Origin of the sequence: Curtobacterium sp. 8I-2, assembly GCF_902506155.1 — a bacterium.
GTDB lineage: Bacteria > Actinomycetota > Actinomycetes > Actinomycetales > Microbacteriaceae > Curtobacterium > Curtobacterium poinsettiae.
This window is the reverse complement of record NZ_LR732826.1, coordinates 363,627-386,582: the sequence shown is the minus strand read 5'-3', so window position 1 is coordinate 386,582 and position 22,956 is coordinate 363,627. Positions and strand designations below refer to the sequence as shown.

The following is a 22,956-nucleotide window of genomic DNA, read 5'->3' as shown; positions in this document are numbered from 1 at the left end:
GCTGTTCCGACGGCGCCGACTGTCCGCCGGGCCGAGACTCGGCCGACGCGCTCAGCGGGCAGCGACGCTCGCGCGCTCGACGATCCGGTGCGGCACCACGACGGTCTCCGGCGCGGCACTGCGGTCCGCGATCCGCCGGGTCAGCAGGTCGAGTGCCGCCGTCGCGAAGGCCCGACGGTCGAACGACACCGTGCTGAGCGACGGGATCGCGTACGCGGCAGCCTCGACGTCGTCGAACCCGATGACGCTGACCTGCTCGGGCACCCGGACCCCGCGGGCGGCGAGCACGTGCAGCACCCCGAACGCGATCGAGTCGGTGAAGGCGAAGACGGCGTCGGGCAGGGGGTGCTCGTCGAGCCAGGCCGCGAAGGTCGTCGCCGCGGCGCTCGTGGTCCACGCCGGCAGCGGGACGCGGAGCGACGGGTCGGGTGTGATGCCCGCTGCGGTGAGCGCTGCGGTGTACCCGCGTTCGCGGAGCTCGCTCGTCGCCGTCGCAGCACCGTCGGGAGACGCGCCGACGATCGCGATGCGCCGGTGCCCGTGGGCGATGAGGTGTGCGGTGACCTGCTCGGCCGCCGCACGGCTGTCGACGTGCACCTGGTCGACGTGCTCGGGCTCGACCTCGCCGATGACGACGGTCGGCGGCAGCCCCTCGGTCGAGGCCAGGACACTCGCGCTGAGCGACACCGGGTTGAGGATCAGCCCGTCCACCAGGTGTGCGCGGGCGCGGGACACCAGTTCGCGTTCGAGAGTCGGGTCGTTGCCGGTCTGCTCGAGCTGCACGACCCAGCCGCGTTCGCGGGCGACTTCCACGAACGACTGCGCGAGTTCGGCCGAGTAGGCGCTGCCCATCTCCGGCAGCGTCAGCGCGATCGCTCCCGAGCGGCCGTTCCGCAGCCCGCGGGCGGACAGGTTCGGCACGTAGTCGAGCTCGGCGACCGCGCGCTCGACGCGTTCACGGGTCTCCGGGCGCACGACGACGCCGCCGTTGACGACGTTGGAGACGGTCTTCGGCGACACCCCGGCGAGGGCGGCCACGTCCCGCACGGTTGCGCGCATCGGGACGAGCGTAGCGCGGGGGCGGGCAGGGGTGGGGCGGCGTGCGGCGACGGTGTGGCGCGGTGTGGTGCGGGGCTAGCCCGCGGCCTGCACCGCGACCGTCCGGCGCGTCCGCACCGACTCCTGCGCCGCCAGCACGATCGACAGCGTCCGCAGGCCGACCCCGACGTCCGGCTGCGGCTGCTCCCCGGACGCCACGGCCGCCAGGAACGTCCGGAGCATCGGCACGTCGTGGTCGGGCCCGTACCGGAGCTCGATCGGCCGGCCGCCCACGGCGTCGAGCCCGCGAGCAGCCGCCCCGAAGAAGTCCACCGACACCGTGCCGCCCGTCCCGGCGACGTCGAGCGTCAAGCCGCCCCACACCGGCGACGTGTCCGGTCGGCTCCACGAGCAGTCGATCGCCGCGATGGTGCCGTCGTCGTACGTGATGGTCACCAGGCCCGCGGTCTCGGCGTTCGCTCGGTCGGCGTGCAGCACCTGGTTCGCGACGGCGGTGACGGACACCGGCGTCGCTCCGGTCAGCCCGTCGATCAGGTCGGCGACGTGCACGACGTGGTCGACGAGGGCGCCGCCTCCGCTCAGCCGGACGTCGGTGAACCAGTCGCGGGCGAGCGGCAGCATGCCGTTGTTCGCGCCCCGCACCGAGAACACCGTGCCGAGTGCGCCCGAGTCCCGCGTCGCCCGCAGCCGGTCGAACGCCGAGGCGAACCGCACCGGGAACGCCATCATCAGCAGCACTCCGGCGCGGTCCACGGCATCGCGGATGGCGAGGCCGTCCTGCCACGAGGTCGCGATCGGCTTCTCGCAGAGCACGTCTGCCCCCGCTGCCGCCGCGAGCTCGACGAACTCGCGGTGCCGGGCGTTCTCGCTCGTGACGATCACCGCGTCCGGGCCCCAGGCGAGCAGTTCGTCGACGGAGTCCGCGTACCCGGCGCCGAGCGCGCGTGCCAGTTCGGCTCCGCGCAGGTCGCCGAGTTCCGTCCCCGTGGACACCCCGCCCGGGTCCGTGCCGCGCACCTCGACGTCGGGCATGGCCGCCAGGGCGCCGAGGTAGCTGATGGCGTGCGTGTGGGCGAACGAGAGCACACCGATCCGGAGCGTCACCGTGCGACCTCGACCGGCTGGCCGGACTCGATCGACTCGATCGCCGCGTTCGCGATCCGCACCGCGGCGACGCCGTCGTCGACGGTGACCCGGGGTGGCCGACCGCCGTCGAACGCGGCGAGGAAGTCGGTGAGCTCCAGCGCGTACGGGTCGGCGGCCGGGTCCACCGGCGGCAGGAAACCGTCGACGGACGCCGGCGCCGCCAGGTCGCTCCGGGTGTCCTCCTCGGCCCGGGAGGAGTGCGACAGGCTGCCGAGCGTCCCCGTCACCGAGTACTCCGTCGTGAAGGCCAGGTGCTGCGGCCCCCACAGCCCGGCGACGTGGCTGATCGCGCCCGACTCGTGCGTGAGCAGGACGTGCGCCGCCTCGACCGGCTCCGCCTCGGACCCCGCGCGGACGCTCACCGCCGACACCCGGGTCACCTCGCCCGCCACCCAGCGGGCGATGTCCAGGTCGTGGATCATCTGGTCCATCACGATCCCGCCCGACAGCGCGCGGTCGCCGAACCAGGGGACGTGGGTGGGGAAGGCGCCGGACCGCGAGAACCGCAACACCGCCAGGTCGCCCAGGAGGCCCGTGGTCGCGGCCTCGTGCAGGCGCGTGTACGCGGGGAACCAGCGCACCACCTGGGCCGGGTAGAGCTGGACGCCTGCGTCCGCAGCGCGGGCCGCCAGGTCCGCCGCGTCCGCGTCGGTCCGGGCCAGGGGCTTCTCGGAGACGACGTCCTTGCCGGCGGCGATCGCCGCGCGGACCACCTCGGCGTGGGCGTGTGTCGGGACCACGACGTCGACGACGTCGACCGCGGCGAGGAGCTCGTCGAGGCTGTCGGCGACGGTGATCGTGCTGCCCTCGGCACGGGCGGTGTCGGCGAAGGCGTCGACGAGTTCGTGGGCGCCCTCGCGAGCGTGCACCACCACATCGCCCAGGCGGAGCAGCCCGGGCAGGTGCGCGACGGAGATGCCGCCCGCGCCGACGAGCCCGATGCGTTTCCGGGCGAGGGGCTCCGACTGTGGCGTCATGGGGTCAGCGTAGGAGATGCGGTCCGAGGACGGGCAGGGTCAGCCGAGCCAGCCAGGGTCGGTGAAGAGCTCCTCGAGCTCGCGCAGCAGCCGGGTCGTGTGGAAGCCGTCGGCGGCGGCGTGGTCGACGTGCAGCGCCAGGGGGAGCAGCGTCCGGTCACCAGCGGTCCGGTACCCGCCGAGCGTGATGATCGGCAGCAGGTGGTCCCAGCCGTCACGCACCTGCAACGAGAACCCGGTGAACGACGCCCCCGGCAGGGTCGACACGTCGAACACGTTGCCGGGGCGGTCGTCCTGCGGGAACATCCGGGTGTCGTCGCGGTACCGCTCGATCGTCGACACCGCGGCATCGTGGAAGGTGCCGAAGTCGTCGTCGTACGGCACGACCAGGGCGGAGAACGTCTCGGTGTCCGGGTGGAACACGGTGAACATCGGGTGGACGCGGTCCCACACGGCGGGGGAGCCGTCGTCCAGCAGCTGCATCCGGAACTCGTCGTGCCGGTTCACCACGGTCGCGATGGCCCAGAGCTGTGACGCGTAGGTCCGTCGGCCGGTCGAACGGACGCGTTCGACGAAGGCGGTGACGTCGAGCTCGACGGTCACCTCGTACGCGCACGGCACCCGCTGCCGGTAGTGCTTGAAGTGCTCGCGGCGGGCCCACTGGTCGACGTCGATCGCCCGGAGTTCGGTCATGGCTCCACCCTCGTGCGGGATCGCTTCCCTACGGTGGAGCCATGCCGACGCTCGAACGTGTTCCCGCCCTGGTCGCCACCGGATTCCTCGCGATCCCCGTCGCTGAAGCCCTCGTCGCGTTGCCGAGCGACGTCCTGACGAAGATCGAGGGCGCACCGATCGACGCCGACCTGGCCGACACCGCCGCGTTCTCGGAGGCGTACGGCTACCCGCTGGCCGGCGGCGCCAACTGCATCGTCGTCGCGGGGAAGCGCGGCGACGAGGTCCGCTACGCCGCCTGCGTCGTCCTGGCATCGACGAAGCTCGACGTCAACCGCGTCGTGAAGCAGCTGCTCGACGTCCGCAAGGCGAGCTTCGCCCCGATGGACGAAGCGGTCGAGCTGACCGGCATGGAGTACGGCGGCATCACGCCGATCGGATTACCGTCGTCGTGGCCGCTCTACATCGACGCACGCGTCCTCGACGCCCCCGAGATCGTCATCGGCGCCGGGCGCCGCGCCGCGAAGCTGTTCCTGCCCGGCGCCGCACTCACCGCGCTGCCGAACGTCACCGTGGTCGAGGGCCTGGCGACCGAACCGGTCAGTCCGACGGCCGGATGAGGCAGAACGGGTGGCCCGCGGGGTCGAGGTAGACGCGGAACGTCTCCGTGCCTGACCCCGTGGCCGTCGCGCCGATCGCGAGCACCGCGGCCTCGCCGTCGTCCAGGTCGTCGACCTTCACGTCGAGGTGGCTCTGCTGCGGGACCGTCTGCCCGGGCCATTCCGGCGGCTGGTAGTCGTCGACCTGCTGGAACGCCAGGATCGGACGGTGGTCGGTGAACGGGAGGGCGAGCTCCGCCCAGTCCTCGTCGAAGCCGACGATCTCCCCGCCGAGCAGCTCGGCGTAGAAGCGGGCGAGGGCGCGGGTGTCCGGGCAGTCCAGGACCACGACGTCGAGTGTGCCGATCATGGCCGACACGGTAGCCCCATCAGCGCGCGGCGGTCAGGGCCTTCGTGATCCGCTGCAACGAGACGGTCTCGGCGGTCCCGAGTTCCTGCGCGAACAGGCTGAGCCGGAACTCCTCGAGCATCCACCGCGCGTGCACGAGCTCCGGGTGCGCCCCGACCGCGGGCGGGAAGACACCGCCGGCGTCGGTGTAGCGGTCGGTCGCCACGGTGACCTCGCGCATCCACGTCGCGTCGCGCCCGGGGTTCTGCAACAGCTTCTGCACGCGTGCCTCGATGCCCTGCAGGTACACGCGGATCCGACGCAGGCGGTCGAGCCCCGCGACGGCGACGAACCCGGGGAACACCAGGCGCTCCATCTGCTGCCGCATGTCGCTCAGGGCGGCGAGCAGCGACATCGAGTTCGCCTGCTTGAGCGCTCGTTCGGCGGAGCGTTGCGCGGCGAGCACCGCCGCGACCTCGGACACCGCGGTGAACATCGTGTCGACGACGGTGGCCGACACGGCATCGCGGACGGCCTCGAACCCGGCCTTCGTGAAGACCATGCCGTCCGGGTGGGCCCGACGGATGCCGGCGTCGACCACGGCGGCCAGGACGTCGTCGAACAACGCCGCTGTCGAGGGGTAGGGGCTGGCCGCGAGCGCGAGCTTCTCCTGGGCGGTCAGGTGCGACTGGATGTACGACACGGGCGACGGCACCGCGTGCATCACCAGACGGCGGACGCCGGCGGGCATCCGGACGACGCGGTCGGACGGGGTGGCGAGCAGTTGCACGCCGACGGTCGCCTTCGGACCGGTGCCTTCCTCGACCAGGGACGGGTACGCGCGGATGACGCCGCCCGCCTGCTTGGTGTCGAGGGTCTGCGGCAGGTCCTGGTCGGGCCAGGCGGTGAGTCCGGACTGTTCCAGCGGACGACCGGCACCGGCGGACGCGACGCGAGCCGCGCCTCCTGACCGTCCCGTGCCCTTCGCCGTGGCGGAGGCGACGCTCTGCTGGGTCCGGTCCTTGAGCTTGGTCTGCAGGGCCCCCAGGTCCTTGCCGGTCTCGACCCGGCGACCGCGCTCGTCGACCACCGCCCATGTCGGGAGCAGGTGTGCGGGGACGCGGGTCAGGTCGAAGTCGGACTCGGAGACCGGCACGTAGGTCATGCGCTGGATCGCCCTGGCGAGGGTGGCGCGGAACGACTCCGTCGGCTCGGTCGGGGCGTCGTCGGGCAGTTCGGCGACGATCTTCTCGGCCCAGTCGGCCGCCGGCACCACGTTCTTGCGGATCTGCTTCGGCAGCGACTTGATGAGCGCGGTGACGAGTTCTCTCCGGAGGCCACGGACCTGCCAGTCGAAGCCCTCCTCGCGCATCCGGGGCAGGAGCGCGAGGGGGACCTGCACGCTCACGCCGTCGTCCTGGGCGCCGGGCTCGAAGCGGTACTGGATGGCGAGGCGCTGGTCGCCGCTGTGCCACTGGGTCGGGTACTCGACGTCGTCCTCGGCTGCTTCGGCTGCGGATTCGTCCAGCAGGTCCGACCGGCGCATCGTGAGCAGGTCCGGCTGCTCGCGGCGGGTGGTCCGCCACCACCCCTCGAAGTCGCGGGTCGTCGCGACGTCGGCCGGGATGCGGGCGTCGTAGAACTCGTAGACGTTCTCGTCGTCGAGCAGGATGTCGCGGCGACGGGTGCGCTCCTCGAGCTGCTCGAGTTCCTTGCGGAGCTTCCGGTTGGCGCGGTCGAAGGCCTGCTGCGATTCCCACTCGCCCTCGACCAGGGCGTGCCGGATGAACAGCTCGCGGGAGTGTTCCGGGTCGATCCGCGAGTACTGCACGCGGCGGCGCTGCACGATCGGGACGCCGAACAGGGTCACGCGCTCGTAGGCGACGACCGCGCCCTGCTTCTTCTCCCAGTGCGGCTCCCCGTAGGTGCGCTTGAGCAGGTCACCGGCGAGCGGCTCCACCCACGCGGGGTCGATCCGGCCGACGGTGCGGGCGAAGAGCCGGCTCGTCTCGACGAGCTCGGCGGCCATCACCGCGTCGGGCTGCTTCTTCGCGAGCACACTGCCCGGGAACACCACGAACCGGGTGTTCCGGGAGCCGAGGTAGTCGCGCTTCTCGCGGTCGCGCAACCCGATCTGGCTGAGGAGTCCGGAGAGCAGGGCCCGGTGCACGGCGTCGCCGTCCTCGGAGCGTGCCTGCCCGACACGGACGTCGACCTGCTTCGCGGCGCGGGACAGCTGCCGGTACAGGTCCTGCCACTCGCGGATGCGCAGGTAGTTGAGGAACTCGGCCTTGCACAGCCGCCGGAACGCGCTCGACGACAGTTCCTCCTGCTGCTCCTCGATGTGGTTCCAGAGGTTCAGCAGGGTCAGGAAGTCACTCGTCGGGTCGGCGAAGCGGGCGTGCAGCTGGTCGGCGTGCGCACGCTTCTCGAGGGGGCGCTCGCGGGGGTCCTGGATGCTCAGGGCGCTGACGATGGCGATGACCTCGCGCCCGACGCCCTGGCGCCCGGCTTCGAGCACCATGCGACCGAGGCGGGGGTCGATCGGCAGCCGGGTCAGCTGCCGCCCGGACTTCGTGATGCGGCCGTCCTTGTCGACGGCGCGGAGTTCGCGCAGCAGGTCGAGGCCGTCCTTCACGCCCCGGCTGTCCGGCGGCTGCAGGAACGGGAACGACTCGATGTCCCCGAAGCCGAGCGAGATCATCTGCAGGATCACCGCGGCCAGGTTCGTGCGGAGGATCTCGGGGTCGGTGTACTCGGGGCGACGGCCGAAGTCGTCCTCCGAGTAGAGCCGGATCGCGATGCCGGCACTCGTGCGGCCCGCTCGGCCGGAGCGCTGGCTGGCGCTGGCCTGCGAGATCGCCTCGATCGGCAGACGCTGCACCTTGGCTCGCGGGGAGTACCGCGAGATGCGCGCCGTCCCGGTGTCGATGACGTACTTGATGCCGGGCACGGTGAGCGAGGTCTCGGCGACGTTCGTGGCGAGGACGACACGACGGCGGATGCCCGGGGTGTGCCGGCGCTCGAAGACGCGGTGCTGGTCGGCGGCGGACAGGCGGCCGTACAGCGGCAGGACCTCGGTGCCCGGGTAGCGCTTGCCCTCGATCGCGTCCTGCGCGTCGCGGATCTCGTTCTCGCCGGACAGGAACACGAGCACGTCGCCCGGGTCCTCCTGCGCCAGCTCGTCGAGGGCGTCGGTGATGCCCTGCAGGGTGTCGCGGTCGTCGGCAGCGTTGCCGCTGTCACCGGTGCGGGAGTCCGACTCGTCGTCGGCGGCGTCGTCCTGGTCTTCGGCGACGAGGGGGCGGTACCGGATCTCGACCGGGTAGGTGCGGCCGGACACCTCGATGATGGGGGCGTCGTCGAAGTGCTTCGAGAACGACTCCGGGTCGATGGTCGCACTCGTGATGATGAGCTTCAGGTCGGGGCGCCGGGGGAGCAGCCGCTTCAGGTAGCCGAGCAGGAAGTCGATCGTCAGGGACCGCTCGTGCGCCTCGTCGATGATGATCGTGTCGTACCGCTTGAGGTCGCGGTCGAAGTGGATCTCGTTCAGCAGGATGCCGTCGGTCATCAGCTTCACGCGGGTCTCGGAGCTGACCTTGTCGGTGAACCGGACCTGGTAGCCCACGAGTCCGCCGAGTTCGCCGCCGCCCAGTTCTTCCGCCACACGCTCCGCGATGGTCCGGGCTGCGATCCGACGGGGCTGAGTGTGCCCGATGTGCTCCCGACCGAGCTCGAGGCAGATCTTCGGCAGCTGGGTCGTCTTGCCCGAGCCGGTGGCCCCGGCGACGATGACCACCTGGTTGTCACGGATGGCAGCCGCGATGTCGTCCCGCCGCTGCGAGACCGGCAGTTCGGGCGGGTACGTGATGACGGGCAGCGGAGAAGACATGAGCATTCCAGGATACAGGCGCGCCGGGCGGGAGGGGCGTCAGACGATCTGCCCGGCCAGCGCGTCCGCCGACCGGGACGGCAGGTCACACACCCGGTCGTGGCAGACGTACGCAGCGGGGTCGAGCACATCGCGTCCCTCGAACAACGAGAACCCCGCCGCGGCCCAGTCGCGGGCCTGATCCGGCGTGGTGGTGGCGACGACCGTGCCGGGGCGCCGAGCACGGTGTGCAACGGCCTGCATCGGATCGTCGGTGCTGCTCGTGACGACGACGATCTCCCGTGACGGCCGCTGCAGGGCGAGGGCGACACCGAGGGCGTCCGCGTGGCCCAGGGGGCGTTCGGTCCCGGTGCGGGCCCGGTCGGCGACGAGTCGTGCCGCGGCGGTCCGCAGTTCCTGGTCGCCCGTCAGCGCCCCGAGTGTCGCGGCGGCCGATGCCAGCGCCACCGTGCCGGACCGCATCGCGGTCTGCGGCTGTTCGCCGGTGGCCGTCCCCGCAGCGGCAAGCACCGGGTCGACGTCGAAGCGCTCGGCCAGACCGTCGTCGACGAGCGAGCGTGCGACGGTCGCGTAGGAGACCTCGCCCGTGACCAGGGCCAGTTCGAGCAGCCCTTCGGCCAGCAGTCCGACGTCCTCGACGGTGGCCGGTGCCGAGGACACCCCGCGCGGTGTGCTGGACCGCACCGACACGTGGCCGTCCTGCACGTGGGCGGCGAGGACCGCGTCGGCCGCACCCCGGGCGAGCGCGACGAGTTCCGGATCACCGTGCCGTGCGCCGGCGATCGCGAGCCCCCGGATCGCCAGGCCGTTCCACCCCGTGAGCACCTGGTCGTCCAGCGGTGGTGGGTCGAGCTGTGCGCGCTCGGCGATCGGTCGGCGGTACCACTCGCCCTCGACCCGACGGCCGTCGATGGTCGATTCGCTGTCCTGTGCGGCGACGAACGCCCCGTCGGCGCGGCGCAGGGTGTCCCGCAGGAAGTCGGCGATGCCACGGGCCTGCTCGGCACCGGCGACCGCGAGCAGCCCCGCGTTGTCGGAGAGCATCCGTTCGTAGTGCGGCACGCTCCAGTCGCGCCTGGTGGCGTACCGGAAGACACCGCCGTCGGCGTCGGTCAGCTCGGACGCGCGGATCGCGTGCAACGAGCGGTCGAGCAGCCCGTCGGCGTCGGCGTCGCCGTCGGCCGCCGCGTCGGCGAGGAACTCGAGCAACGGCGTGCTCGGGAACTTCGGCGCGCCGCCGAAACCACCGTAGGTGGTGTCCTCTGCTTGCAACAGCTGGCTCGTGACGGCCCGGATGGTGTCGACGGACGGGAGGCCCGGGTCGGCTCCGGCACCGCTCTCGCCCGAGCGGGCGGTCGCGTCCGCCACGGCACCCTGCCGGATCGCCGTCGCGATGGCCGAGGCGTTCGCGTCGACCTCGTGCCGACGTTCGGTCCAGGCGTCGAGCACCGCTGCCAGGATCTGCCGGAAAGCCGGGACCTGCCCGACGGGAGTGGGTGGGAAGTACGTCCCCGCGAAGAAGACGTGGCCGTCGGGCGTCAGGAACGTCGTCAGCGGCCAGCCGAGCTGCTGCGTGAACGCACTCGCCGAGGCCATCAGGCTCGCGTCCACGTCAGGGCGCTCTTCGCGGTCGACCTTGACCGACACGAAGTCCCGCCGGAGCAGCTCGCCGATCTCCGGGTCGGCGAAGCTCTCGCGCGCCATGACGTGGCACCAGTGGCACGTGGCGTACCCCACGGACACCAGCACCGGGACCCCGCGCTCGCGTGCTTCGGCGAAGGCTTCGGGGCCCCATTCGCGCCAGTCGACCGGGTTGTCGGCGTGCAGCCGCAGGTAGGGGCTGACCGAGGTGCCGAGGCGGTTGTCGTTCATGGCTCCAGCGTGCCCCCGGGCGACTGGACGGACCACCGCTCGGGGGGATCTGTGGACGAGCTGCGCGCTGTGCACAGGCTGCGCAGGGGGATCAGCGCGGGAGCCATCCCGTGAGCGACGCGAGCCGTGCGGCCACCTGGGCGGGGCTCTGGCCGTCCGTGTCCACCCGGGTGACGGTGTCCGCGGTGGCCGAGTCGAGCCTCCCGGCCGTCCGCGTGCTGTGCGCGAGCTGCGCCTGCGGGACCGCGCCACCCGCCCGTCGTGCGAGCCGTTCGGCGGTCGTGTCGTCCGCGGCGCGGAGCAGGACGACACGCACCAGCGGGTCGTCGCCCATCGCCGCAGCGAGGCGCTCGTGTTCGAGCACGGACACGGTGTTCGTGTAGACGAGCCGGTGGTGTCCGATCGCCCGGTAGCCGGCCCAGAGCGCGGCGAGGTTCCGCTCCGTCAGGTGCGCCTCGGGGTGTTCGACGTGCGGTGCCGGGTGGGCCAGGTCGAGCAGGTCGCCCTCGATCACCGCGTGCCGGACGTCCGCCGCGACGAGCAGGTCGTGCAGCGCCTCGGCCGCCGTCGACTTGCCCACGCCGGAGCGTCCGCCGATGAACAGGACCTCCGACCGGAACACGGTGTCAGCCCAGGTCGAGGGAGAGGAGTGCGAGTGCGGCGTCCTCGGGACCGTAGTCGAACAGGTGCTCCCAGAAGGGGTCGTCGGCCCACGGCACGTCGCCGTCCACAGGGGTGGCGCGGGCGGTCTCGACGAGCCAGTCGAGTTCGGGGAGGACGGCGGTCGCGAACTCCGGCGGTTCCCATCCCAGTGCGCGTGCCGCCGTGGTGTCGAGGACGAACGGCGGTCGTGACGACCACGGCGTGCCGCCGACGAAGGCGGGCGCGTCCTCGTCGAGCAGGACCTCGTCGAACCGGTGGTCCAGGTGCCCGCCGATGGTCCGGACGATCTCGAGCGCGGTCGGGGCCGAGGCGTCCGCGACGTTGAGGATCCGGCGGTCCGGCGCGTCCGCGACCACACGGACGAGCGAGCCGATGCCGCTCGCCGCCGTCGTGTGGTCGACGCCGCGGCCGTGGTCGGCGAGCAGGACGCGTTCCCGGCCGTCGAGCACACGGCGGACGGCGAACCACTCCCGTGGGCGGCCGATGCCGACGCCGTACACCTTGGACGGGCGGAGCACCGTGACCGGGGCACCGTGGTCGAGCAGGACCTGCTCGGCCGCCACCTTCGCGGCGCCGTAGCCGTCACGACTCGTCGGGTCGCCGTCGCCGGCGGTGACCGTGGGCTGGATCTCGGTGACCGCGCCGCCGAACACCGGCTTGTCGAGCGAGTTCGCGTGCCGCCCCTGCTCGTCGGCGTACACCGACCTGGACGACACGAAGACCGTCGAGCCGACGTCGTCGAGGAACGGCAGGAGCTGCTGGGCGTCGTCACGGGTCAGGCCGACGGTGTCGACGAGCAGGTCGGCTCCCGGGCGCAGCAGGTCGCGCAGGACGGACCGGTCGCGGCGGTCGCCGGACGTGAACGTGGCGCCGGAGGCGGTCAGGGCGTCCGCTGCGGGGCCGCCCCGGCGGGCCAGGACGTCCACCTGCCAGTCGTCGCCGCCCCGGCCGGACGCGTCGAGGAGCTCGCGTGCGACCGCCGAACCGATGCCGCCGGTGCCGCCGAGGATGACCGCGCGTCTGGTGCTCATGGTGCAACGGTAGTGCGGCGCGGCCGTCGGCCGGCGGCAGTCAGCCGGCCGCAGTCAGTCGGCGGCCGCCGGCCAGGTGCGGCCGTCGTTCCGCGATCGGATCGGTCAGGACGCCAGTTGCTCGTGCCGCCACCAGTCGGCCAGCGAGCCGTCGTAGACCTGCACCCGGTCGTGCCCGAGCACCGTCAGGGCCAGGGCGTCGACGCACGCGGCGCTGCCCACCCCGCAGTAGGTGACGATCTCGTCGGCGCCGATCACCGCGGCGAAGGCCCGCTCGAGTTCGGCCCCGCGCAGGTACGCGTTGGTCTCGGGGTCCACCAGCGAGTCCGCCGTGATCGGGGTGCTGCCCGGCACGATCGGCGGGTGGTCGTCGCCCAGGGCAGCCCACGAGGCGGCGAACACCAGGGACGCCGGCTCTTCACCGGAGACGGCACGGGTCACGCGGTCGTGGTCGGCCCAGAGCGCGCGTTCTTCGCCGGCCAGGAACGCGCCGGCGTCTGGGCCGGACGGCGCCGCCGGCGCGCGGAGTGCACCCACGCGGACCGGCCGGCCTTCGTCGCGCCACTTCGTGAAGCCGCCGTCGAGCACCGCGACCGAGTCGAAACCGAACGAGCGGAAGATCCACCACAGGCGCGCCGACCACTCACCGACGCTGTCGTCGTAGATGACCACGGTCGACGTGTTCGTCACGCCGAGCTGCCCCGCGGCGGCCTCGAAGCGCTCGGCACCGGGGCGGGTGAAGGGGACGTCGGCGTCGGCGGCCGAGAAGGCGTCGATCAGGTCGGCGAAGCGGGCGCCGGGCACGTGGCCGCGCTGTTCGTGGGCGTCGCGTCCGGGCAGCCAGGTGGTGTCGAACCCGGCCCCGACCGTGTGCACCGAGGCGTCGAGCACGACGAGCTCGTCAGCACCGAGGTGGTCTGCGAGCCACTGCGTCGACACGAGTGGTGAGGTCAGGACGGGGGCCATGCGGGCCACCATAATCCGCACCCCTGACGTGGGCCAGAGTCGTGGACACACGGCGCAACCGGGGGTGCGTGTGTGGGCGGTGACCGACGGTCCACCAGTCGTTCGACGAGTGGTCCGTCGGAACATGCGCGGGCACCGAGTGCGTGCGCATCCGTCGACGATGCACGCGTTGTTCGACAGGTGGATCGTCGTGAAACGGGTGTCGCCGCAGCCCCCCCCCCGCACAACGGCCCACCCCGGCAGTACCGGAGCGGGCCGCAGCGCAGCGCGAGCGTCAGTGCGCGGCGGCGGGGATGCTCCCGGTCGTCGCGGACCCGGCGCGGGCGAGCCGCTCGAGCCGGACCGACTGCCGGTTGATGAGCAGTCCGCCGGCCAGGGCGACGAGCACGAGCACGCCGGCCGAGATGCCGAACGCCACGTGGTACCCGTCGAGCGTGGCCTGGGCCTGCTGCAGCTTCGTCGGGGCGGCGGACAGCCCGGACAGGCTGTTCGACACCACGTCGGCGAAGATCGTCGACAGCAGGGCCGTGCCGATCGAGCCACCGATCTGCTGCATGGTGTTGACGGTTGCCGAGGCCACACCGGCGTCGGCCCGGGCGACCCCGGTGGTCGCGGTGTTCATGGCGGACGAGAAGATCGTGCCCATGCCGAGACCGATGACGATCAGCGCCGGCAGGACGGTGCCCGCGTAGGAGCTGTCCAGGTCGGTGCGGAGCAGCAGGAGCAGTCCGGTCGCGGCGACCAGGCCACCGGCGAAGATGAGGATCTTCGGCCCGACGCGCGGCAGCAGGCGGCCACCGATCTGCGTCGCCGAGATCATGATCGACAGCGGCATCGGCAGGAACGCGAGACCGGTCTGCAGCGAGCTGAAGCCCAGGGTCTGCTCCAGGTAGTAGGTCAGGAACAGGAAGATGCCGAACATGCCGATCGCGACGAGGCCGATCGCGATGAACGAGCCGCCGCGGTCACGGTCGAGCACGACGCGCAGGGGCAGCAGCGGGTGGGCGACGCGGGTCTCGATGAACACGAACGCGGCGATCAGCACGACACCACCGGCGAGCATGGCGATCGTGACGGGGGAGTCCCAACCGTTCGTCTCGGCGTTCGAGAAGCCGTAGACGACGCCGACCAGACCGAGCGTGATGGTGATGACGCCGAGCACGTCGATGCGCGGACGCTCGACCATCGGCGGCTTCTCCATGAAGACGAGGGCGCCGATCACGCCGAGCACGGCGAAGACGACGTTGACGTAGAGGCACCAGCGCCAGGACGCGTACTCGGTCAGCACGCCGCCGAGCAGCAGGCCGATGGCCGCGCCGGAGCCGGCGATGGAGCCGAAGATGCCGAACGCGCGGCCACGTTCCTTGGGGTCGCGGAACGTGGTGGTCAGCATGCCGAGTGCGGACGGGGCGAGCAGCGCGCCGAAGACGCCCTGCAGTGCGCGGGCCGCGACGAGCAGGCCGAACGAGTCGGCCAGGCCACCGAGCACCGAGGCGACGGCGAAGCCGACGAGCCCGATGATGAAGGTGTTCTTGCGTCCGAACAGGTCGCCGAGGCGCCCGCCGAGCAGCAGCAGCGAACCGAAGGCCAGCGAGTACGCGGTGACGATCCACTGTCGCTGGTCGGTGCCGAAGTCCAGGTCGGCCTGGGCCGAGGGCAGGGCGATGTTCACGATGGTCGCGTCGAGCACGACCATCAGCTGTGCGAGGGCGATGACCGCCAGGGCGATCCAACGGTGGTTGCTCTTGGCGGGGGTGGTGCCCGGAGCCGTGGGTGCTGTCCCGGTGGGGGTCGGCACGGTGTGTTCTGCCGTCACGGCAGCCTCCTCGAGAAGGTTGGAGGGTGAGGTGGAGGTGCGCGCCGTCGGGCACTCCGGTGGTGTGGTGGTGACGAAACCGGATGCGAGGCATCCGTTTGTGGCCAGTGTAGACCGAAACGGAAGGATGGCATCCACTTGTTCCCAGAAAGTGCAACTACGGTCAGATCGTGAGCACCACCGAGTCCGCGTCCGACCTCGAGCGACCGCTGCGCGCCGACGCTGCGCGCAACCGCGAGCTGATCCTGCAGACGGCACGCAAGTGCTTCGCGGAACGCGGGCTCTCCGTCACGCTGAACGACATCGCGCACGAGGCCGGTGTCGGCGTCGGCACCGTCTACCGCCGGTTCGCCGACAAGGACTCCCTGATCGAGGCGCTGCTCGCCACCAAGTTCGAGGCCATGAACGACGCCGCAGCGCGCGCCGCGGACGTGTCCGACCCGCGTGAGGCACTCCGGGTCTACCTGATGGGCGTCTTCGCGTTCCGCGCCCGCGACCGTGCCCTCGCCGACGCCATCGTCCGTGCCGGCAAGGCCCGCCCGTCCATCGTGCAGGAGCGCGATCGGCTCGAACGTCAGGTCGCCGCGATCATCGGCCGTGCCGAGACCGCCGGCGTCGTCCGGACGGGCTTCGACTACCGCGACCTGCCGATGCTCACGGCGATGGTCGGCGCGGTCGCCGACGCCACTCGCGAGCACGACCCGGACGCGTGGCGCCGCTACGCGGAGCTCCTGATCCAGGGGGTCCTGCCGGGCACGGACGACACCGCGCCGATGCTCGGCGACCCGCTGGACCGCGAGTCGATCGAACGCGCGCTGCACGCGCAGTCCTGACCACTGCGGACTGGAGGCCCGTGGCGGCGCCGCCACGGGCCTCCAGACCGGCGGTGGTCGCCACCAGCGCGCCCACCGCGACGGGCGCGGCCGGACCGGCCGGACCTGCCGGCTAGAGCCAGCTGGGGATCCAGTAGTGCGACCGGACGAAGTCCCACGGCACCTGCATCGCCGTCCACATCGGGTACCAGTAGACCGAGGCCAGCACGACGACGCCCAGGTACACGCCGACCCACAGGATCGCCCGCGACCGGCGTGACCGTTCGTCGCTCCGTCTGCCGAGCACCAACCCGATCGCGGCGGCCAGCGCCATCAGCATGTAGGGCTCGAAGGCGATCGTGTAGAACTGGAACACCGTCCGGTCGACGTACATCAGCCAGGGCAGGTACCCCGCCGCGACGCCGAGCAGGACGAAGCCGTACTCCCACTTCCGGCGCAGGACCCAGAGCACGAGCAGCGCCACCGTCGCGATGACCGAGGCGTACCAGATGAACGGGTTCGCGATGCCGGTGATCGCCTCGCCGCAGCGGTCCGCCCAGCAGCCGTCCTGCCCGGCGTCCGTGCCGACGTAGAACATCGACGTGGGGCGCTGCATCACGAGCCAGAGCAGCGGGTTCGCCTGGTACGAGTGCGGGGTGTGCAGCCCGATGTTGAAGGCGTAGATCTCCGACTGGTAGTGCCACCAGTTCTGCAGGCTGTCCGGCACCCAGGCGAGGAGCCCCGTCCACCGTTCGCCGCCCGACGACAGCCAGTTGCGGTCCCAGCCGTCCTTCGACACGAACCATCCGGTCCACGACGCCACGTAGGTCACCGCGGCGATCGGCACGGTCAGCAGGAACGACACCGGTGCCTGCTGCAGCAGCGCGCTCGACGACCAGAACTCCACCCCGGCCCGGCGGCGCATCATCATGTCGCTCAGCACCGAGTACACGGCGAAGAACGCCAGGAAGTACATCCCCGACCACTTCGTCGCCGCCGCCAGCCCGAGGGCCAGGCCCATCGCGAACAACCACGGTCGCCACCAGAGCACCGGCCCCCACAGGGTGGTCCGGCCGGCGGCGGCGCGGGCGGCGACCCACGCGTCGAGCCGTCGTTGGCTGTGCCGCCGGTCGAGCAACAGCGCGCCGAAGCCCAGGATCACGAAGAACGTCAGGATGCCGTCGAGCAGCGTCACCCGCGACATCACGATGGCCTGCCCGTCGATCGCGAGCAGGAAGCCGGCGAGCGTGCCGATCATCGTCGAGCGGAACAGCGACCGGGCGATCACCGCGGTGAGGAACACCGTCGCGATGCCGAGCACGGCCACCGTGAAGCGCCAGCCGAACGAGTTGTCCGCCCCGAACAGCAGCATCCCGAGGCCGATCAGGTACTTGCCGAGCGGCGGGTGCGCGATGAACTCAGCGGCACTCGTGAAGACGTCCGTCTCGCCGCGGACGAACCGGTCGTCGGTCGTCGGGGCGCCGTCACCGCTCGGGTTCGCGGGCCAGGTGCCCTCGTACCCCAGGTGCACGATCGACCAGCCGTCCTTGACGTAGTACGTCTCGTCGAACACGAGCGAGTGCGGGTTGCCGAGGTTCACCAGCCGCAGCACGGCGGCGAGGAGCGTCACGGCGAGCGGACCCGTCCACCGCCACACGGCGACCCGCTGCGACGTGGAGAGCACCCGCCCCCACCAGTCGTCCAGGCGCGAGCCGACCGGCCCGTCGGGCACGGCCGTGCGGTCGTCGGTCAGCTCGCTGGTCATCGCTGAGCATCCTACGGATCGACCTCTGTCCCCGCTGCGACGGGCGTGCACGCGCCGCGGGGCCGCGCTGGACGACGCCGGTGTGGCTGCGCCGGGCCGCGCCGGCGTCGCCGTGCGGGGACAATGGGTGCGTGATCGTCCTCGCAGCAACCCCCATCGGCAACCTCGGGGACGCCTCGCGCCGTCTCGTCGAGACCCTCTCCAACGCCACGGTCGTCGCGGCGGAGGACACCAGGACCGCCATCCACCTGATGCGCGCCCTGGGCATCGAGAACCGTCCGCGGCTCATCGCCCTGCACGAGCACAACGAGCGGGCGAAGGCGTCCGAGGTCGTCGAGCTCGCCCGTGACGAGGACGTCGTCGTCCTCACCGACGCCGGCATGCCCGCGATCAGCGACCCGGGCTTCCCGCTCGTCGAGGCCGCAGCCGCAGCCGGGGTCACCGTCACCGCGCTGCCCGGGCCGTCGGCCGTGCTGATGGCGCTCGCCGTGTCCGGGCTGCCGACGGACCGCTTCACGTTCGAGGGGTTCCCCACCCGCAAGGCCGGGGAACGCCGTCGCGTGTTCCAGGCACTGGCGGGGGAGCAGCGGACCATGGTGTTCTTCGAGTCGCCGCACCGGCTGGCCGAGACCCTGGCCGACATGGCCGTCGGGTTCGGGGGCGACCGCCGCGCCGCGGTCTGCCGCGAGCTCACCAAGCTCTACGAAGAGGTCCGCCGCGGGCCGCTCGACGAACTCGTCACGTGGGCGTCCGAGGGCGTGCGGGGCGAGATCTGCATCGTCGTCGCCGGGGCCGCCGAGGCCACCGAAGAGGCAACGCTCGACGACGGGGTGCGCCTGGTGCTCGAGCGGGTGGCCGCCGGCATGCGCATGAAGGAGGCCGCCGCGGCGGTCGCGGACGCGACCGGGCTGTCGAAGCGCGACCTGTACGAAGGGGCGCTCGCGGCGCGCTGAGCGGGGCTCATCACGTTCGCGTCCGCCGGTCTGGAGGCGCGGGGCGGGCCCGCCACGGGCCTCCCGGACCCGGTTCTCCACAGTCCACCGCAGCACGCGTCATCAGCGTTCGGAGCGCCCGTAGGATGGTCCGCATGTCCGCCGGGTCCTCGTTCAGCATCACCACGCCGATCTTCTACGTGAACGACGTGCCCCACATCGGGCACGCCTACACCGAGGTCGCCGCGGACTTCCTCGCGCGCTGGCACCGGCAGCGTGGTGACGACACCTGGCTGCTCACCGGCACCGACGAGCACGGGCAGAAGATCCTGCGCACCGCCTCGGCGAACGACGTCTCGCCCAAGGAATGGGCCGACCGCCTGGTCAACGACGCCTGGAAGCCACTGCTCGACACGGTCGACGTGGCGAACGACGACTTCATCCGCACCACCGACGAGCGCCACGAGCGTGGCGTGACGGCGTTCCTGCAGAAGCTCTACGACGACGGCTTCATCTACGCCGGTGAGTTCGAGGGCTTCTACTGCGTGGGTTGCGAAGAGTACAAGCAGCCGAGCGACCTGGTGGCCGGCACCGGTGCGTACGAGGGCCAGCAGGTCTGTGCGATCCACTCGATCCCGGTCGAGGTCCTGGCCGAGCGCAACTACTTCTTCCGGATGTCCGACTTCGAGCAGCGCCTGCTCGACCTGTACGAGTCGAACCCGCTGTTCATCCAGCCCGAGAGCGTCCGCAACGAGATCATCTCGTTCGTCAAGCAGGGGCTGCGCGACCTGTCGATCTCGCGCTCCAGCTTCGACTGGGGCATCACGATCCCCTGGGACAGCGACCACGTGCTCTACGTGTGGTTCGACGCCCTGCTCAACTACGTCACGGCGCTCGGCTACGGCACCGACGACGACGAGGCCTTCCAGCGCCTCTGGCCGAGCGTGCACATCGTCGGCAAGGACATCGCCCGGTTCCACGCCGTCATCTGGCCGGCGATGCTCATGGCCGCGGGGTTGCCCGTGCCGGAGCGCGTCTTCGGCCACGGCTGGCTGCTCGTCGGCGGCGAGAAGATGTCCAAGTCGAAGCTGACCGGCATCGCGCCGTCCGAGATCACCGACACGTTCGGGTCCGACGCGTTCCGCTACTACTTCCTGCGCGCCATCACCTTCGGGCAGGACGGCAACTTCAGCTGGGAAGACATCTCGGCGCGCTACCAGGCCGAACTCGCGAACGGCTACGGCAACCTGGCGTCCCGGCTGGTCGCGATGCTGCAGAAGTACTTCGACGGCGAGGTCCCGGCGCGCGCCGAACTGACCGAGTCCGACCAGGTGATCGATGCCCTGGCCGTCTCGGTCACCGAGCGTGCCGACGCCGCGATCGCCGCCTTCGCCCCGCACGAGGCGATCGCCAGCGTCTGGGAGCTCGTCGACGCCCTGAACGGCTACATCACCGAGCAGGCGCCGTGGGCCCTGGCGAAGGACGACGCCGAGCGCGAGCGCCTCGGCACCGTCCTGACCACCGCGCTCCGCGGCCTCGGCACCGTCACCGTCCTGCTGTCCCCGGTCATGCCGAAGGCGACCGAGAAGCTCTGGGCCTCGATCGGCGCCGGCGGGTCCGTCGCCGAGCAGCGGGTCGACCGCGCGTACGAGTGGCAGGGTGCGTCGCACGTGGTGCCACTGGAGAGCGGGCTGTTCCCCCGGATCGAGCAGGTCTCCGAGTGACCGACGCCGAGTCGCACGTCCGGTCCCGCAGTGACGGGGCGTCCGGGGCCTCGAAGCGCGACCTGACGTACCCGCCGCTGCCCCAGGCGCTCGTCGTACCGGTGTACGACAACCACACCCACATGGAGATCGCCGACGGTGTCGGTGACGGGGGTGACGGTCCGCTCGAGTACCGCGAGCACCTCGACCGTGCTTCCAGCGTCGGCGTCCGCGGTGTCGTGCAGGTCGGCACGGACCTCGCCACCTCGGAGTGGTCCGCGTCGATCGCCGCTCGGGAGCCCCGGGTCCTGGCGGCCGTCGCGCTGCACCCGAACGAAGCGCCCGTACTGCAGGAACAGGGGCTGCTCGACGAGCACCTCGCCGGCATCGAACGGCTCGCTGCGCTGCCGCGGGTCCGGGCCATCGGTGAGACCGGTCTCGACTTCTTCCGCACCGGCGAGGACGGCCGCGACGCCCAGGTCCGTTCGTTCGAGGAGCACATCCGCATCGCGAAGGAGCACGACCTCGCGCTGACGATCCACGACCGCGATGCGCACGACGCCGTGGTCGAGGTCCTCGACCGCGTGGGTGCCCCGGAACGCACCGTCTTCCACTGCTTCTCCGGCGGCCCGGACCTGGCCCGGCTCTGCGCCGAGCGCGGCTGGTACATGTCCTTCGCCGGCACCGTGACGTTCAAGAACGCCGCACTGTTGCGTGAAGCCCTGGTCGTTGCCCCGCGGCACCTGATCATGGTCGAGACCGACGCGCCGTTCCTGACGCCCACCCCGTTCCGTGGTCGTCCGAACGCGCCGTACCTCATCCCGCTCACCCTGCGGTCGATGGCAGACACCCTGGGCACCGATGCCTCGATGCTCGCGGCCCAGATCGCCTCGAACACCGAGCTCGTCTACGGTGCGTGGGACGCCGAGCCCGTGACGGTGGACGAGTAGTCGTGGGTGCCCTGCTCGGCCCGGCAGAGATCCGGGAACTCGCGGCCGAACTCGACGTCACCCCGACGAAGAAGCTCGGCCAGAACTTCGTGCACGACGCCAACACCGTGCGGCGCATCGTGTCCGTCGCCGGCGTCACCCCCTCGGCGCAGGTGCTCGAGATCGGCCCGGGGCTCGGGTCGCTGACACTCGGGTTGACCGAGACCGGCGCACCCGTCACCGCGGTCGAGATCGACAAGCGCCTGTCCGCCAAGCTGCCGTCGACGGTGTCGTCGATGCAGCCGGACGCCAGACTGACGGTCGTGCAGCAGGACGCCATGACCGTCGCGGCGTCGGACCTCGACGTCGAGCCGACGCACCTCGTCGCGAACCTGCCGTACAACATCTCGGTGCCCGTGCTCCTGCACTTGCTCGCGACCTTCCCGTCGATCGAGCGGTCGCTCGTGATGGTGCAGGCCGAGGTCGGGTACCGGCTCGCCGCCGGCCCCGGCAGCAAGGTCTACGGTTCGCCGAGCGTCAAGGCCGCCTGGTACGGGTCGTGGAGCACCGCCGGGCTGGTCAGCCGGCAGGTCTTCTGGCCGGTGCCGAACGTCGACAGCGTCCTGGTGGCCTTCGACCGGCACGAGCCCCCGGGTGACGAGCGTCTGCGGTCGCGGGTGTTCACGCTGGTGGACGCCGCGTTCCAGCAGCGGCGCAAGATGCTGCGGCAGAGCCTGTCCGGGGTGCTCGGCGGCAGTGCGCACGCGTCCGAGGTGCTGACGGCGGCGGGCATCGACCCGACCGCCCGGGGCGAGGCGATCGGTGTGGACGACTTCGTGCGGCTCGGGCGGACGGTCCTGGCGGCTGCGGAGTAGTCCGTCCCTCGCCCGGTGACCGCCCCGCCGCGACGCCTGCGTACCAGCTGACCGCGATGGTGCGAGGTTCTGTGGTCCGTGCGAGCCGAAGTGGCTCGCACCGACCACAGAACCTCGCACCATTCGAGGCACCCGGGTCAGTGCTCGCGGGACGCCATCATCTCGAGGATCTGCTGGTGGTTGCCGTTCCGCTCGGCGAAGCGCAGCGGGTGCACGTTCTGCACCAGGATCTCCGGTGCAGCACCGGACTCGATGAGCGCCATGACCTCGTCGGCGAAGGCGTCGAGCGGCATCCCACCGAAGTCGGCGCCGCCCATCAGGTCGGTCATGACGGCCGGCGGGGCGAGCTCGAGCACCTCGAGCGACGACCCGACGAGCTGCTGGCGCAGGGCCTGCGTGTAGGCGTGCACACCGGCCTTCGTCGCGCTGTACGTCGGTGACGCGGTGAGCGGGACGAACGCGAGACCGGACGTCACGGTCATCAGGGTGGCCGAGGGCTGGGCGAGCAGGTGCGGCAGGAACGCGTCGATGAGCCGGATCGTGCCGACCAGGTTCGTCTGGACGAGTTCGAGGGCATCGTGGATGTGCCCGGGGTCGCGGAGGTCTTCGTCGCGCATGATCCCCGACATGGTGATCAGGGCATCGAGCGACGGGTAGGCCTCGAGCACCGAGGTGGCAGCGGCTTCGATCGACGGCGCATCGGCGACGTCGATCTGCACGGTGCCGAAGCCGTGCTCGGCGGCGAGGGAGTCGAGGAGGGCCTGGCGACGGCCGCCGATGACGACGGTGCTGCCGGCGGCCTGCAGGCGCTGGGCGAGCGCGAGACCGATGCCCGAGGTCGCGCCGGGGATGAAGACGGTGGAGTTCGTGATGTCCATGACCACCACGATGCTCCGCG

General features: G+C 71.6%; 19 protein-coding genes. 6 read left to right on the top strand and 13 right to left on the bottom strand.

Features of this window, described 5'->3' with window-relative positions:
• Positions 1–51: 51 nt before the first annotated feature.
• The 4 genes from BOSE127_RS01850 to BOSE127_RS01835 all read right to left on the bottom strand — a co-directional run bounded on the left by BOSE127_RS01850 (position 52) and on the right by BOSE127_RS01835 (position 3,875).
• Positions 52–1,059: a LacI family DNA-binding transcriptional regulator gene (locus BOSE127_RS01850; protein ID WP_159556082.1), complete on the bottom strand. Its 1,008-nt coding sequence runs from the start codon at positions 1,057–1,059 to the stop codon at positions 52–54.
• 75 nt (positions 1,060–1,134) lie between these two features.
• Entirely contained in the window at positions 1,135–2,163 is a 1,029-nt protein-coding gene (locus tag BOSE127_RS01845; RefSeq protein ID WP_017886970.1) for a Gfo/Idh/MocA family protein, read from the bottom strand.
• Complete coding sequence (locus tag BOSE127_RS01840; protein WP_159556081.1) at positions 2,160–3,182, bottom strand: Gfo/Idh/MocA family protein; 1,023 nt, start codon at positions 3,180–3,182, stop codon at positions 2,160–2,162. Before BOSE127_RS01840 ends, BOSE127_RS01845 begins: the two co-directional genes overlap by 4 nt.
• Positions 3,183–3,221: 39 nt before the next feature.
• Positions 3,222–3,875 carry a CatA-like O-acetyltransferase gene (locus tag BOSE127_RS01835; RefSeq protein WP_159556080.1) on the bottom strand — a complete coding sequence of 218 codons (654 nt, stop codon included), beginning with the start codon at positions 3,873–3,875 and terminating at the stop codon, positions 3,222–3,224.
• Positions 3,876–3,916: 41 nt separating this feature from the next.
• Here BOSE127_RS01835 and BOSE127_RS01830 point away from each other — a divergent pair, with 41 nt between their 5' ends.
• The gene (locus BOSE127_RS01830; protein WP_071250695.1) at positions 3,917–4,474 is read left to right on the top strand and encodes a YbaK/EbsC family protein; all 558 of its coding nucleotides are present in this window, start codon (positions 3,917–3,919) and stop codon (positions 4,472–4,474) included.
• Here BOSE127_RS01830 and BOSE127_RS01825 read toward each other — a convergent pair.
• The 7 genes from BOSE127_RS01825 to BOSE127_RS01795 form a co-directional block, all read right to left on the bottom strand.
• A complete protein-coding gene (locus tag BOSE127_RS01825; protein ID WP_056071006.1) occupies positions 4,455–4,823 on the bottom strand; it encodes a VOC family protein in 369 nt (122 codons plus the stop codon). The two genes, BOSE127_RS01830 and BOSE127_RS01825, sit on opposite strands and share 20 nt — an antisense overlap.
• 19 nt (positions 4,824–4,842) lie before the next feature.
• Positions 4,843–8,694 carry an ATP-dependent RNA helicase HrpA gene (hrpA, locus tag BOSE127_RS01820; protein WP_071250693.1) on the bottom strand — a complete coding sequence of 1,284 codons (3,852 nt, stop codon included), beginning with the start codon at positions 8,692–8,694 and terminating at the stop codon, positions 4,843–4,845.
• 39 nt (positions 8,695–8,733) lie between these two features.
• Positions 8,734–10,566 (bottom strand): thioredoxin domain-containing protein, encoded by a 1,833-nt coding sequence (locus BOSE127_RS01815; RefSeq protein WP_159556079.1) that lies wholly within the window; start codon positions 10,564–10,566, stop codon positions 8,734–8,736.
• Between the two features lie 91 nt (positions 10,567–10,657).
• Complete coding sequence (locus BOSE127_RS01810) at positions 10,658–11,188, bottom strand: AAA family ATPase (protein WP_017886963.1); 531 nt, start codon at positions 11,186–11,188, stop codon at positions 10,658–10,660.
• Between the two features lie 4 nt (positions 11,189–11,192).
• Positions 11,193–12,260: an NAD-dependent epimerase/dehydratase family protein gene (locus BOSE127_RS01805; RefSeq protein WP_159556078.1), complete on the bottom strand. Its 1,068-nt coding sequence runs from the start codon at positions 12,258–12,260 to the stop codon at positions 11,193–11,195.
• A 105-nt stretch (positions 12,261–12,365) separates the two neighbouring features.
• Positions 12,366–13,226: a sulfurtransferase gene (locus tag BOSE127_RS01800; protein WP_159556077.1), complete on the bottom strand. Its 861-nt coding sequence runs from the start codon at positions 13,224–13,226 to the stop codon at positions 12,366–12,368.
• Positions 13,227–13,500: 274 nt separating this feature from the next.
• Entirely contained in the window at positions 13,501–15,042 is a 1,542-nt protein-coding gene (locus tag BOSE127_RS01795) for an MFS transporter (RefSeq protein ID WP_159556076.1), read from the bottom strand.
• A 170-nt stretch (positions 15,043–15,212) separates the two neighbouring features.
• On the opposite strand from BOSE127_RS01795, the gene BOSE127_RS01790 reads away from it, so the two are divergent.
• Entirely contained in the window at positions 15,213–15,875 is a 663-nt protein-coding gene (locus tag BOSE127_RS01790) for a TetR/AcrR family transcriptional regulator (protein WP_017886959.1), read from the top strand.
• 112 nt (positions 15,876–15,987) lie between these two features.
• Here the strand turns inward: BOSE127_RS01790 and BOSE127_RS01785 are convergent, their stop codons facing one another.
• Positions 15,988–17,619, bottom strand: coding sequence for a dolichyl-phosphate-mannose--protein mannosyltransferase (locus BOSE127_RS01785; RefSeq protein ID WP_159556075.1), 1,632 nt, complete (start codon positions 17,617–17,619; stop codon positions 15,988–15,990).
• Positions 17,620–17,750: 131 nt separating this feature from the next.
• Between BOSE127_RS01785 and rsmI the strand changes: the two genes are divergently transcribed.
• From rsmI to rsmA, 4 genes are all read left to right on the top strand, one after another.
• On the top strand, positions 17,751–18,572 hold the full coding sequence (rsmI, locus tag BOSE127_RS01780; RefSeq protein ID WP_017886957.1) for a 16S rRNA (cytidine(1402)-2'-O)-methyltransferase: 822 nt from the start codon (positions 17,751–17,753) through the stop codon (positions 18,570–18,572).
• Between the two features lie 134 nt (positions 18,573–18,706).
• Positions 18,707–20,275 carry a methionine--tRNA ligase gene (gene metG / locus BOSE127_RS01775; RefSeq protein ID WP_042541212.1) on the top strand — a complete coding sequence of 523 codons (1,569 nt, stop codon included), beginning with the start codon at positions 18,707–18,709 and terminating at the stop codon, positions 20,273–20,275.
• Complete coding sequence (locus BOSE127_RS01770; protein ID WP_017886955.1) at positions 20,272–21,204, top strand: TatD family hydrolase; 933 nt, start codon at positions 20,272–20,274, stop codon at positions 21,202–21,204. The genes metG and BOSE127_RS01770 overlap by 4 nt, the downstream gene beginning before the upstream one ends.
• A 2-nt stretch (positions 21,205–21,206) precedes the next feature.
• The gene (gene rsmA / locus BOSE127_RS01765) at positions 21,207–22,058 is read left to right on the top strand and encodes a 16S rRNA (adenine(1518)-N(6)/adenine(1519)-N(6))-dimethyltransferase RsmA (protein WP_017886954.1); all 852 of its coding nucleotides are present in this window, start codon (positions 21,207–21,209) and stop codon (positions 22,056–22,058) included.
• Positions 22,059–22,195: 137 nt separating this feature from the next.
• On the opposite strand, the gene BOSE127_RS01760 is transcribed toward rsmA, so the two are convergent.
• A complete protein-coding gene (locus BOSE127_RS01760; protein WP_159556074.1) occupies positions 22,196–22,936 on the bottom strand; it encodes an SDR family oxidoreductase in 741 nt (246 codons plus the stop codon).
• Positions 22,937–22,956: the final 20 nt, after the last annotated feature.